Annotated in this window: 11 protein-coding genes; 4 read left to right on the top strand and 7 right to left on the bottom strand. The window is 65.9% G+C overall.

The features are described from left to right. Positions 1-209 precede the first annotated feature (209 nt). Positions 210-1,166 (top strand): alpha/beta fold hydrolase, encoded by a 957-nt coding sequence (locus FHS96_RS17885; protein ID WP_429594596.1) that lies wholly within the window; start codon positions 210-212, stop codon positions 1,164-1,166. A 69-nt stretch (positions 1,167-1,235) separates the two neighbouring features. On the opposite strand, the gene FHS96_RS17880 is transcribed toward FHS96_RS17885, so the two are convergent. From FHS96_RS17880 to FHS96_RS17870, 3 genes are all read right to left on the bottom strand, one after another. After that, positions 1,236-2,006, bottom strand: a complete 771-nt coding sequence (locus FHS96_RS17880) for an IclR family transcriptional regulator (protein WP_429594593.1) — start codon at positions 2,004-2,006, stop codon at positions 1,236-1,238. Positions 2,007-2,014: 8 nt separating this feature from the next. Further along, a complete protein-coding gene (locus FHS96_RS17875) occupies positions 2,015-3,328 on the bottom strand; it encodes an MFS transporter (protein WP_429594590.1) in 1,314 nt (437 codons plus the stop codon). Positions 3,329-3,404: 76 nt separating this feature from the next. Continuing rightward, entirely contained in the window at positions 3,405-4,592 is a 1,188-nt protein-coding gene (locus FHS96_RS17870; protein WP_429594587.1) for a class I SAM-dependent methyltransferase, read from the bottom strand. A 205-nt stretch (positions 4,593-4,797) separates the two neighbouring features. Between FHS96_RS17870 and FHS96_RS17865 the strand changes: the two genes are divergently transcribed. Genes FHS96_RS17865 through FHS96_RS17855 form a run of 3 tightly spaced genes read left to right on the top strand, consistent with a single transcriptional unit; the run spans position 4,798 to position 8,242 of the window. After that, a complete protein-coding gene (locus FHS96_RS17865) occupies positions 4,798-6,003 on the top strand; it encodes an FAD-dependent oxidoreductase (RefSeq protein WP_429594584.1) in 1,206 nt (401 codons plus the stop codon). Next, positions 6,003-6,776, top strand: a complete 774-nt coding sequence (locus FHS96_RS17860; RefSeq protein WP_429594581.1) for a maleate cis-trans isomerase family protein — start codon at positions 6,003-6,005, stop codon at positions 6,774-6,776. Before FHS96_RS17865 ends, FHS96_RS17860 begins: the two co-directional genes overlap by 1 nt. Beyond that, positions 6,776-8,242, top strand: coding sequence for an aldehyde dehydrogenase (locus FHS96_RS17855; RefSeq protein WP_429594578.1), 1,467 nt, complete (start codon positions 6,776-6,778; stop codon positions 8,240-8,242). Before FHS96_RS17860 ends, FHS96_RS17855 begins: the two co-directional genes overlap by 1 nt. Before the next feature lie 86 nt (positions 8,243-8,328). On the opposite strand, the gene FHS96_RS17850 is transcribed toward FHS96_RS17855, so the two are convergent. From FHS96_RS17850 to FHS96_RS17835, 4 genes are read right to left on the bottom strand one after another with little or no spacing between them, the layout of a single operon-like run. Then, a complete protein-coding gene (locus FHS96_RS17850) occupies positions 8,329-9,255 on the bottom strand; it encodes a polysaccharide deacetylase family protein (protein WP_429594575.1) in 927 nt (308 codons plus the stop codon). Beyond that, positions 9,255-10,181, bottom strand: coding sequence for a polysaccharide deacetylase family protein (locus tag FHS96_RS17845; RefSeq protein ID WP_429594573.1), 927 nt, complete (start codon positions 10,179-10,181; stop codon positions 9,255-9,257). Before FHS96_RS17845 ends, FHS96_RS17850 begins: the two co-directional genes overlap by 1 nt. Beyond that, positions 10,181-10,861, bottom strand: a complete 681-nt coding sequence (locus tag FHS96_RS17840; protein ID WP_429594570.1) for an isochorismatase family protein — start codon at positions 10,859-10,861, stop codon at positions 10,181-10,183. Before FHS96_RS17840 ends, FHS96_RS17845 begins: the two co-directional genes overlap by 1 nt. Next, positions 10,858-11,826 carry a hydroxymethylglutaryl-CoA lyase gene (locus tag FHS96_RS17835; RefSeq protein WP_429594567.1) on the bottom strand — a complete coding sequence of 323 codons (969 nt, stop codon included), beginning with the start codon at positions 11,824-11,826 and terminating at the stop codon, positions 10,858-10,860. The genes FHS96_RS17840 and FHS96_RS17835 overlap by 4 nt, the downstream gene beginning before the upstream one ends. Positions 11,827-11,866 lie beyond the last annotated feature (40 nt).

The following is an 11,866-nucleotide window of genomic DNA, read 5'->3' as shown; positions in this document are numbered from 1 at the left end:
CTAATATTCAGAACGGTGTTCTATAATTGAGGCTAGCGCCGGGTTTTACTGGTCGTCAAGCGGGTATTTGCGACGCAGCGATTGACGCAGTGCGTGCCGGAAATCCCCGTTTCTCTGGTCGACATTCGATAAGCATTGACTCGGTACCCCATCACAATCACGCTGCATATTGGAACGTTGTTCCGAATAATAGAACATGGGGTGGTGAAATGTTCAAAGTGACGGTCGCGGCCGGTTTGATGGCGATGGTGCTGGCGGGCCCCGCCGCCGCTGAGGATGCGGCCGAGCCGCCGACTGTGCGCGCCGAGCGTTGCGTGCCGCCCTCTCCGCAGGATTCGCGGTGGGACGGGCTGGGCGTGCTCAAGGGCGGCAAGGGCTATGCCGCCACGCCGATGGGGCAGGTGCATTATCGGCTTATGGGGCCCGAGGACGGGCCTGTGCTGGTGCTGATCCACCAGACGCCATGGTCGATCATCGAATTCGCCGACATCCAGCCCTGCCTCGCGGCGCGCGGCATTCGCACATTGGCGATCGACACGCCGGGCTATGGCATGTCCGATGCGCCGGCGGGCAAGCCGACGATCGCCGCCTATGCCGAGAACATGCTGCCGGTGCTCGACGCGCTGCACATCCGCAAGGCGGCGTTCGCAGGTCACCACACCGGTGCCGCCATCGTTGCCGCCTTCGCTGCGCGCCATGGCGACCGGGTAACCGGCGTGATCCTCCACGGTGCGCCCAATTACAACGATGCCGAGCGCGCCCAGCGCCGCGCGCTGCCGCACCCGGATCTCTCGCTGAAGCCCGACGGCAGCCATCTCAGCGCCTATTACGACAAGCTGTTCAAGGCGCAGGGCGCCTATCCGCGCAACCTCGCGACGATCAACTGGTCGACCCTGAATATGTTTCTCGCCGGTGCGTCGGACGTGGCGCACGAAGCGGTCTATGCCAATGACATGGCCGGCGACCTCAAGCGGATCGAAGCGCCGCTGCTGGTGCTGTCCGACGGCAAGGATGCCCTTAACGCGATCGACGAGCGGACGGGGGCAATGAAACCGAACTTCCGATACGAGAAATTCTCCGACGGTTCGGCGCATATGCTGATGGTCGAGCCCGCGCGCTGGTCGGATATCGCCGCGGAGTTCCTACGGGAGGCGGTGAAGCGGTAACGGGTTGCGGCTAGAGAAGGGCGCCGAATTGCCCCCCTCCCCTTGGGGAGAGGGAAGTTTCTTACATCGTCACGCGACGAGGCGATCCTCCGCAATCAGCCGCGTCGACGCACCCAGCGAGCGGGAGGCTTCCGCCGCCGCCGCGCGGATCTGCGCGATCAAGGTTGCGGCCCCATCTTCGGTGAAGCGGACGAGCGGCAAGGTCAGCCCCATTGCGGCGATGATCTGGTCGTCGGGCCCCCACACCGGCGCGGCGATGCCGCCGACCGCGACTTCCCATTCGCCGCGGTTGATCGCGATGCCGGAGGCGCGAACCTCCTCCGCGGCGGCGATCAGCGCATCGGGGTCGACGATGGTGCGCGGCGTATAATAGCGCAGCGACTTGGCCAGCGTTTCCTGCATCGCGGTCGGGTGATAGGCGAGGAAGACCTTGCCGGTCGCCGAACAATGCGTCGGTGCGCGTTCGCCGATCTCGGAAAAGGCGCGCACCGAATGGACGCCCTCGGACTTGTCGACATAGATCACGTCGGGTCCGGCCGAGATGGCGAGGTGGACGGTTTCCAACGTGGCGCGCGCCAGCCGGTCCATGATCGGGCGGATCGAGCGGCGAATGTCGAGCCTTTCGATCACCTTGGAGCCCTGCTGCCATACCTTGAGCGTCGCCGAATAACGGCCGTCCATGCTGGAGACATAGCCGAGGCCGACGAAGGTCTGCAGATAGCGGTGAATATTGCTCTTGGTCAGCCCCACCTGGCGCGCCAGTTCGGACACGCCCATCGGCTCGGGCGCTGCGATCAGCGCCTCGAGCACCGACATGCCCTTCACGATCGTCTTGTCCATACTGCTACTCAACCCTTCGACGATGCGAGCGATGCGTCCAGATCATGCGCCGCCTGGCGATAATATGTCAGTCCGCGCCATGTAATCAAAATCGCCGGTGCGCCAAGCAGGATCACGTAGCCGGTGAGTACGATGCCGATATTTTTGGGATCGCCCGAAAGGTCGGTGGCCGCACCGATGATCGGTGGGCCGAGCAATGGGCCGATCAGCGAGATGACGGTGTTGAAGATCGCCATCGACTGGGTGCGGATTTCGCCCGGCGTGATCAATGCCATCGATGCGGGGCCGCCCGCGGTCGCCACCGACTTGCCGATGAAGGCGATGAACATAAAGATCACCGCGATCTCCGGCGTCGGCATCACCGGGTAGAGCGCGCTTGCTGGCACGCAGATCAGCAGGCCGAGCAGCAGCACGCGCATCGAGGCATCGACATGCTTCGGACCCAGTTGTTTGTGCGCCCACACCGCGACCGCGGTGCCGATCGGCCCCGCGGTGAAATAGAATGCGCCGGTGACAAGGCCGGTTTCGGCCACGCCCCAGCCCCACACGCGCGAGAACAATGGCACGTTCCACAGGGTCAGCGCACTCAGCGCAAAATTGCAGGTTGAGCCGACGAACAGCGAGCCGAAACCGCGCCAGCGCGCGAAGATATATTGGAAGGCGTACCATCCGTTGCGACCGATGGCGGTCTTTTCCTGCCGCTGCGGTTCACGCACCGTCATCATCAGCCCGGCGAAGATGAAGCCGGGGATGCCCACGAGCACGAAGGTTGCCTGCCAGGGTGCCAGCGTGCCGAACAGCGGCCAGGTGACATGGCCGAGTTCCTGAAGCTCGCGAACGAGGAAGCCGCCGAGCAGGAAGGCCAGGCCCGCACCCAGATAGGGGCCAGCCATATAGACGCTGATCGCGCGCGGCCTTTCCTTGCGATCGAAATAATCGCTGATCATCGAGACGGAGCAGGGGCTGACCACCGCTTCGCCGAGGCCGAGGCCGAGCCTCATCAGAAACAGGGGCAGGAAGGTCGCGACGAGGCCGCTGCCCGCCGTCATCGTGCACCACAGCAGGATGCCCGCGATAAGCAGATATTTGCGGTTGGAGCGGTCGGCGTACCAGCCTAGCGGGATCGCGACAATAATGTGGAACAGCGAAAAGGCCGGTCCCAGCAACAGCCCGATCTGAAAATCGCTGAGCTTCAGCGCTTCCTTGATCGGCTCAACCAGCAGGCTGAGGATGAAGCGGTCGAAATAGGAAAGGATGAAGATCAGCAGCAGGAGGATGACGACGTACCAGCGGTAGCCGGCGCCATGTCTGTCGAGTATCACGTCGCAATCCCCCGATGCGGCGGGCCCTGCCCCGCCGGGTGTTTCAGAATGTCAGTGTGGTGATGGTGCTGCCGGCTCAGGCGGGCTTGCGGCTGCCGAACACATACCAGCCGCCCTTGCCGTGGCGCGGCCGGCCCGGCTCGTCCCACGCGAAGGCGGACGCGCGATCGGGATAGGCGTTGATGTCCGGCAGAATGTGCGCGAAGCTCGCCGCCCGGTCGAAGCCGGCATTGGCCATCAGCTCGATCGGATCCTGGCTGCGGAACGCGGTGTAGGCCGGTTCATTGTTGTTCCGCGTGTCCCAGTTCCAGAAATAATTCTCCCAGGCGTCGACCAGATCGTGCGCGGGCAGTTCCTGGTGCACCATCAGCCCGCCCGGCTTCAGCAGTCGCTGGCACTCGGCCAGCACCTTCTTCGTCGCCCACACCGGGATCTCGTGGAAGAAGAAGCTGGAGACGATCAGGTCGAAATGGCCGTCCGGGAAATTCGTCCGCTCGGCATTCTGCTGGCTGAAGTGCACCGGCAGGCCATGATGCTCGGCCACGGCATGGCCATAGCGCAGCAGCGGCGCGCCGACATCGATGCCATGTGCCTCGACGCCCCCGAATGCCTCAACATAGGGCAGCAGATTCTTGCCCGAGGTCGTGCCGATATCGAGCATGCGCAGCGGGCGGACGTCGGGATAGGTCGCCTTGATCCAGCGGCTGATGACGCGGGCGACCCCGCCCCATGAACGGTGGCTCTGCTGCGCCGTGAAGACGCGTGCGCCGAGATTGACCACCGCGCCCTGCGCGACATCATCCGCGGTGAATTCGCTGTGGAAGCAGCCCGGCGTCAGATGGACGTCGAGCGTGGAGACATAGGCGGGCACCTCGAACGCGGGATCAAGCGTCAGCGAGCCGCCGGCCGGATTGCGTTCCGCGGCGTCGCGCGCGACGGCGACCAGCTCGGGAAGGCCGCGTTCCACCTCGGGCTGCACCGAAAGGAAGCACATCTCCTGGGCGTTATAGCGCAGCGTGGAATAGAAGCGGTAGCTCGCTTCCTTCTCCATCGCGCGGTCGATCTCGCGCCAGCTTTCGGGCGCCGCTGGCAGCTTCGGCGCGACGCGGCCGCGATAGTCGCTCTCCAGCGCGTTGGCGAAATCCTGGATCGCATGGCGACGCAGCACGCTGCAGAAGCGCTGGCGCGCGACCTCGTCATGCGTGGCATGGGTGACCGCCTCGATGTCCGCGATCGTCGAATTGGGGATGGTGCGATCTTGCATTGCGACCCTCTCGTTGGACGACCATTCTCGGCTGTTCTGAAATGCAGAACAGTGTTCCGAATCGGAGCGTATCACCCGGATCGCCCGCCAGCAATCGCCCAATGCGCTTATCCCGAAGGTTTCTGGTCCCGTGCAAAATCCGCTTGCATGGGCCGATTACTATTAGAGATAGTACAAATAAATCGTTTCTTACCGATGGGTGGACATGGACAGCGAAGTCATCGTCGTGGGCGCGGGGCCGGTGGGGCTGACGGCTGCCTTCCTGCTCGGCCAGCATGGCATAGCCTGGACGCTGATTGCCGAAGAGGCGGTGTTGGCGACAGACCTGCGCGCGTCTACCTTCCACCCGCCGACGCTCGACCTGCTAGACCGCTTCGGGCTGGCCCAGCCGCTCGTCGCGCAAGGGCTGCGCAGCCCGACCTGGCAGATCCGCATGCATGAGACCGGCGAACGCGCCGAGTTCGATCTCTCCGCGATTGCGGGGGACACCGACCATCCGTTCCGGCTGCAATGCGAACAGTCGAAACTGTGCGCCCTGCTGCTCGACCGGCTGGCGCAGGATCGCAACGGCCGCGTGCTGCTGGGCATGCGCGCCACCGGCCTCCGGCAGGATGAGGATGGTGTGACATTGCTCGCGCGGCCCGCCGACGCGTCCGAAGATGCCGAACCGCAGGCCTTCACCGCACGCTTCCTGATCGGTGCGGACGGCGCGCGCAGCGTCGTCCGGCGCGAGGCTGGGATCGCGTTCGAGGGCAAGACCTATCCCGAGACGACGATCCTCGCGACGACCAGCTTCCCTTTCCATGAGCGGCTGCCCGACCTCTCCAACGTCAACTATGTCTGGAAGGCGGGCGGCACCTTCAGCCTGCTACGGCTGCCGCATCTCTGGCGCTGCAGCCTCTATCCCGATCATGACGAGACGATCGAGGATGGGCTGCAGCCGGCAAGCATCGCGCGCAAGCTTCAGGAAATCGCGCCCGATCCCGCCGGGCATGAGGTGCTGGAGACGCGTGCCTATCGCATCCACATGCGCATCGCCGAGGATTATCGCCGCGGCCGCGTGGTGCTGGCGGGCGACGCCGCGCACCTCAACTCGCCTTCGGGCGGCATGGGCATGAACGGCGGCGTCCATGACGCGTTCGAACTGGTCGCGACGCTCGCCGAGATCCGCGCGGGCGCATCGCTCGACCTGCTCGATCGTTACACCCGCCGCCGCCGGCCGATCGCCGAGCAGGAGGTGCTGGCGCAGGCGGACCGCAACCGCGCGCGGATGCAGGAGCGGGACGGAGCCAAGCGGCAGGAGATGCTGGCGGCGCTGCAGAAGACGGCACGCGATCGGCAAGCGGCGCGCGAGCATCTGCTGCGCAGCTCGATGATCGCTGGCCTGCGCCGCGCGGCGGCGATCGATTGATGGTCGGCGGTTATGATTATGGCCGCGCGGGGCGGATCGGCGTCGGCACGCCGCAGGCCAACCCCACGGTCGAGACCGAGTTGCGCATCCTGATGCCGCCGACGACGAGCCTGACGGTGCTGCGGCTCACCAGCAGCGCGGCATCGCCGGCAGATCGGCTGCGCGCCTATCTGCTCGGGCTGTGCGAGCAGCTCACCGCGTTCGACAGCTTCCGCCCCGACGTGTTCGGGTTCGGCTGCACCGCCTCCGCCTATCTGGTCAATGGCGGGGACGAGCGCGCGGTGCTCAACTTCTGCGAGGATCGCTATGGCTATCCGATCGTCACCGCCGCCGACGCGATCGACCTTGCGTTGAGCCGAATCGGGGCGCGGCGCATCGCCTTGCTCTCGCCCTATCCGCCCGAACTCGCGACCGCCGCAGTCCGTTATTGGGAAGGCCGCGGCTATGAGGTCGCCGCGACCGGCACCGCGGGGGATCTCGGCCCCGGTGGCGATACGCGCGGCATCTATGCGCTGGGCAGCGCCGATGCCGGCGCCGCGCTCGCGCACGCCGATCTGGCCGGTGTCGATGCGGTGCTGCTCAGCGGCACCGGCATGCCCTCGCTGCCGCTGATTGCCGATGTCGACATCGGCGTGCCGCTGCTTTCGTCCAACCTGTGCCTCGCCGCCGCGCTGTGCGCGCGGCTCGGCCTGGGCGATCCGATCGATCCGGCCGGGGCGCCGGGCCAAGCCTGGCGCGCGCGCTGCCGCGTTGCCGTTTCGGGGAGAGACTAGTGACCGAAGTTATAACCGCGCTGGTCGCCGGCGAGACGATCACCACCGGCGACGCGCCGATTCCCGTGATCAACCCCGCCGACGACAGCCTGATCGCCGAGTTGCCCGAAGCCGACGGCGCGACGGTGGACCGCGCCGTCGCCGCCGCGCGCCGCGCGTTCGACGATGGCGCATGGCGCAAGATGGCGGTCGACAAGCGCCAAGCGGTGCTGCGGCGATGCGCTGAGCTGATCGACGGCGCCGCCGACGAACTGGCGGACATCGAGACCGCCAACACCGGCATTCCGCGCAGCCAGCTCCGCAACCGCTCGATCCTGCGCGCCGCCGACAATTTCCGCTTCTTCGCCGACTATATCGGCCAGAGCGTCGGTGACCTCTACGAACAGAATCCCGACTATCTCACCTTCGTGCGGCGCGAACCGGTGGGCGTCGCGGCGCTGATCTCGCCGTGGAATTCGCCGCTTGCGCTGGGATCGATGAAGATCGCCTCGTCGATCGCGTTCGGCAATAGCTGCGTTCTCAAGCCCTCCGAACAGGCGCCGCTGGGCATCAGCCGGCTGGTCGCGCTGCTCGGCGAGGCCGGGCTGCCGGAGGGCGTCGTCAACCTCGTCAACGGCCGCGGCGCCACCACCGGGGACCGGCTGATCCGCAACCCCGGCGTCGATGTCGTCACCTTCACCGGCGGCACGCCGACCGGCCGGGTGATCATGCGCACCGCCGGCGAATTGCTGAAGCCGGCGACGGTGGAACTGGGCGGCAAATCCGCCAACATCATCTTCGACGATGCCGATTTCGAGGCTGCGGTCGATGGCGCGCTGCTCGGCATCTTCACCAACAATGGCCAGCAATGCCTCGCCGGCTCACGCATCCTCGTCCAGCGCGGCATCGCCGATCGCTTTATTGAGGCGTTCGTCGAGCGCACGCGCAAGATCCGCGTCGGCGATCCGCTCGATCTGTCGACCGAGATCGGCCCGCTCGTCTCGCAACGCCACATGCAGCATGTGCTGAGCTTCGTGCCCGAGGCGGGATCGGGCGACGCGCTGCTCACCGGCGGCCGCCGCGCCCCGCAGTTCGAGCGCGGCTGCTATGTCGAGCCCACCGTTGTCCGCGCCTCCTCCAACGATGCGCGCGTCTGCCAGGAGGAGATTTTCGGGCCGTTCGCGGCGCTGATCGTGTTCGACACCGACGAGGAAGCCTATCGCATCGCCAACGCAAGCCGCTTCGGGCTGGTCTCGTACGTCTGGTCGCAGAGCATCGCGCGGATCATGGAGGCGCAGGAGCGGATCGAGGCGGGCATCGTGTGGTGCAACACGCCGATGATGCGCGAACTGCGCGCACCGTTCGGCGGCTACAAGGATTCGGGCGTCGGCGCGGATGGCGGTGCCGCTTGCGAGGCCTTCTACACGCGGCAGAAGACGGTCACGATCCCGCGCCGGCCGATTGCACTGAAGAAGCTCGGCGGTTGAGCCTCGCCGCGCCCGCCCGGTAATCCAGGCGGGCGCGGCGTCCGCTCGCAGCCTTAATTTCGTCCGTCAGCGGATGCCCGGCTGGGTCAGCCCAGCGCCGGCCGCGCCGCGTCCACGATCTCGTCGCCGCGTGCGACCCACGTGCCCGACCTTGCGGCGAGATCGGTCAGCAGAACCTCGAAGATGTCGATGCGATAGGGCAGGCCGATGATGTAGGGCGTCAGGTTCAGCGGCAGCATGCGGCCGCCGAAGCGGTTCGCCTCGCTGTCGAGCAGCGCATAGGCGTCGCGCATCTGTTCGGCATAGCCATCAACCGAATGCTGCTGGTTGACCAGGATCTGCCGGTCCGAAAGCTCATGGTTGAGCGGCAGGTTGACGATCTCGCCGGCCTCGGTTGCGAAGCGATAGGGCAGTTCGTCGTTCACCCAGTCGCACATATAGTCGAGGCCCGCCTCGACCAGCAGCCGCGGCGTGTTGAACGATTGCGAGCGCGCGATCGAATGCCAGCCGCGCGGGCGCGTGCCGGAAACCTTCTCCAGCGTATCCAGCGAACGCAGGATCAGGTCGCGCTCCACCGCTTCGTCGATGCCGCTGGCGATGGTCGCGTTCATGTCGGTCGAATGGGCGACGATCTCATGCCCGCCCGCGACGATGTCGGCGATGATCGAGGGATAGCGCTCGGCGATCGCCGCGTTGACCGCGACCGATACCCGCGCGCCGACCTTGGCGAAGGCGTCGAGCAGGCGATAGAAGCCCACCCGCGTGCCATATTCGCGCGCGGTGTAATGGCGATAGTCCGGATAGGCGGTCTGCATGTGGCCTGGCGCACGGAACGGCTTGTCTTCCGGCGTGATCGGAAACCATTCGAGGTTGACCAGAATCCACAGCGCGACGCGCTTGCCGTTCGGCCAGGTGACCGGCGGCCGCTCGAACAGGTTGGACCAGCGATAATGATCATGGTCCATGCCGTGGTGGCGTTTCGGATAGTCGAGATAGGCGGGATCAAGCGCCATCAGCGGGCCTCCCTGGCATAGCGGGCCGCATCGGCCGCCGCCGCATCGTAGCAATTGGCGAGATAATGCTCGGCGATGTCGCCGGAGCGGGTGATCCACGCGCGGCCGTCGGCGGCGATGTGGCGCAGCACCTCCTCGAACGGCGCGATGCGGTGCGGCTGGCCGACCAGATAGGCGTGCAGCGGAATGCACATCACCGTGCCGGAGGCCTCGCCCTCGGCCGCAAGCCGCTCGAACTGACGGATCAAAGTCTCGGCATAGGCGCGCGGGCTCATATTGTAGACCGAGAAGCCGTAATGATCGTTGACCTCGAGGCTGTAGGGCATCGAGATCAGCTTGCCGGTCTTCACATGCACCGGCCCCGGCTGGTCGTCATGATAGAGATCGCAGGTATAGGTCAGGCCATATTCCGCGATCAGGTCCAGGGTGCGCGGCGTGTGGGTGAGGGCGGGGGCGAGCCAGCCCCTGATCGTCTGCCCGGTCGCGGCGCGCACCGTCTGAATCGAATCCTCGATCAGCGCGCGCTCCTGCGCCTCGTCCATCCCATAGGAATAGCGGGTGTTGTAGGCGCCATGGCTGAAGAATTCCCAGCCCAGCGCGTTCACTTGCTCGACGATCTCGGGATGGTGCTGGCACATCGCGATCGACAGCGACACCGATCCCTTGAAGCCGTGCCGCTCCATCGCATCGACGAGACGCTGATGGCCGACGCGGTTGCCATAGTCGCGGTGGCTGTAGCCGACGACGTCCGGGTGCGGCTTCGCCCAGCTCTTGCGGTGCGGGTTCGCCGGCGGATCGAGTTCATAGAATTCGATGTTGGGCGATACCCAGACCGCAACCGTCTTGCCTTCCGGCCAAGCGATCTTCGCGCGGTCGCGATAGGGGCGGAAGTCGTACAGGCCGGGATCGGCCTCCCCCTCGCGCATCAACGCGCCTCCAGCCAGTCGATCACGGTCTGCACCGGCTCGACATCGGCATATTTGAGCTGGAGGTCGGTGAGGTTGGCGAAGTGATAGCTCTCATGCTTGTCCGCACAGGTCTCGATCGGCACGATCGCGCGGAAGCCATAGGCAAGCGCATCCACCGCGGTCGCGCGCACGCAGCCGGAGGTGCTGCCGCCGGTCACCACGACCGTATCCACCTTGTGCCAGCGCAGATAGGAATTGAGCGGCGTCTCGAAGAAGGCGGAGGGCATGCGCTTGGTGTATTGCAGGTCGTTCGCGTCGATCTCGCAGCGCGGATCGAAGGCGTGGCGCTCGCTGCCATATTTGATGTTCTGCAGCGAATCCTCGGTGTTGGTGCGCGTGCCCCACACGCCGGCGTCGCCGGCATCGTCCTTGTAGGCGACATGGCTCCAGATCACCGGCATGCCCTTGGCGCGGGCGAGGCGCGAGAGGGTGTTGGTATATTCGATCTGGCGCGGATCGGTCTCATAAGCCGTCTTGAACATGTCGATCCGGGTGTAGGCCTGCTGGAAGTCGACATTCACGATCGCCAGCTTCTCGCCGAAGCCGAACTTGCGCCGCGCGGGGTTGGCCATCACCTCTTCGAAGAGCTGGCGTGCCGTCTTGTCCTCACACACCATCTTCGTGCCGATGATCGTCATGCTACCTCCTTGATCGGCTGGCCGTCCGCCGCCCTGTTGAACCCCAGCGGAACCCCCGCGTCCGGAATGAAGCCGTAGAGCGGCTCGCCGGGCACCGCAGCCGCCAGGATTTCCCGCACCGCCACCAGCCGCTCGATGTCGATGCCCGTGCGGAGGCCCATCGCCTCCAGCATGAACACCAGATCCTCGGTGACGATATTGCCCGATGCGCCGGGCGCGAACGGGCAGCCACCGAGGCCGCCCAGCGAACTGTCCAGCGTCGTCAACCCGCATTCGAGTGCTGCGAGCGCGTTGGCAAGGCCGAGCCCGCGGGTGTTGTGCAGATGGATGCCGGTGAGCGCCCCATCGCCAACCGTGCCGCGCACCAGCGCGATCAGCCGCTTGACCGCTGCCGGATCGGCATAGCCCGTGGTGTCGGAAAGGCCAACCTCGTCGCAGCCCGCCGCCATCAGCCCTTCGGCGAGGCGCGCGATCTGCGCATCCGGGATCGCACCTTCCAATGTGCAGCCGAAGGCGGTGGAAAGGCTGCCCTCAAAATGCGGACGGCGCTCGGCGGGCAGCGCGGCGATCATGCCGGCGATGCTGCGCGCTTCCTCCAGCACCTGCACATGGGTGCGGCGCAGGTTGCGCAGCGAATGCGTCTCCGATACCGAGAGGGGCAGGGTGATCTTGTGCGCGCCCGCTTCCAGCGCCGCTTCGGCACCGCGGGCATTGGGCACGAGCACGGCCACCGTCAGGCCGGGAATCTTGAGGGCGTGCGCCACGACTTCACGCGTGTCGGCAAGCTGCGGCAGGATCTTGGCGGGCACGAAGCTGCCCACCTCGATCTCGCGCACGCCGGCCGCGGCTTCGGCGGTGATCCACGCCTTCTTCGCCTCGATGGGCATGATCGGGGTGATGCTCTGCAGCCCGTCCCGCGGGCCGACCTCGCTGACGAGGATGTCGATGCCGTCCATGGCGCTCATCTGCTGTGCATTCCGACTCTGTTGCCTTATTTGTCCTATT

It is taken from the genome of Sphingomonas zeicaulis, from assembly GCF_050433225.1.
GTDB lineage: Bacteria > Pseudomonadota > Alphaproteobacteria > Sphingomonadales > Sphingomonadaceae > Sphingomonas_D > Sphingomonas_D zeicaulis.
This window is presented reverse-complemented; position numbering and strand designations above follow the sequence as displayed.

What these genes read in the sequence shown, in the direction of transcription:
- FHS96_RS17865 (WP_429594584.1), top strand. Translation starts at nt 4,798, where the DNA reads ATGGACAGCGAAGTCATCGTCGTGGGCGCGGGGCCGGTGGGGCTGACG.
- FHS96_RS17850 (WP_429594575.1), bottom strand. Translation starts at nt 9,255, where the DNA reads ATGGCGCTTGATCCCGCCTATCTCGACTATCCGAAACGCCACCACGGC.
- FHS96_RS17885 (WP_429594596.1), top strand. Translation starts at nt 210, where the DNA reads ATGTTCAAAGTGACGGTCGCGGCCGGTTTGATGGCGATGGTGCTGGCG.
- FHS96_RS17870 (WP_429594587.1), bottom strand. Translation starts at nt 4,592, where the DNA reads ATGCAAGATCGCACCATCCCCAATTCGACGATCGCGGACATCGAGGCG.
- FHS96_RS17835 (WP_429594567.1), bottom strand. Translation starts at nt 11,826, where the DNA reads ATGAGCGCCATGGACGGCATCGACATCCTCGTCAGCGAGGTCGGCCCG.
- FHS96_RS17840 (WP_429594570.1), bottom strand. Translation starts at nt 10,861, where the DNA reads ATGACGATCATCGGCACGAAGATGGTGTGTGAGGACAAGACGGCACGC.
- FHS96_RS17880 (WP_429594593.1), bottom strand. Translation starts at nt 2,006, where the DNA reads ATGGACAAGACGATCGTGAAGGGCATGTCGGTGCTCGAGGCGCTGATC.
- FHS96_RS17860 (WP_429594581.1), top strand. Translation starts at nt 6,003, where the DNA reads ATGGTCGGCGGTTATGATTATGGCCGCGCGGGGCGGATCGGCGTCGGC.
- FHS96_RS17845 (WP_429594573.1), bottom strand. Translation starts at nt 10,181, where the DNA reads ATGCGCGAGGGGGAGGCCGATCCCGGCCTGTACGACTTCCGCCCCTAT.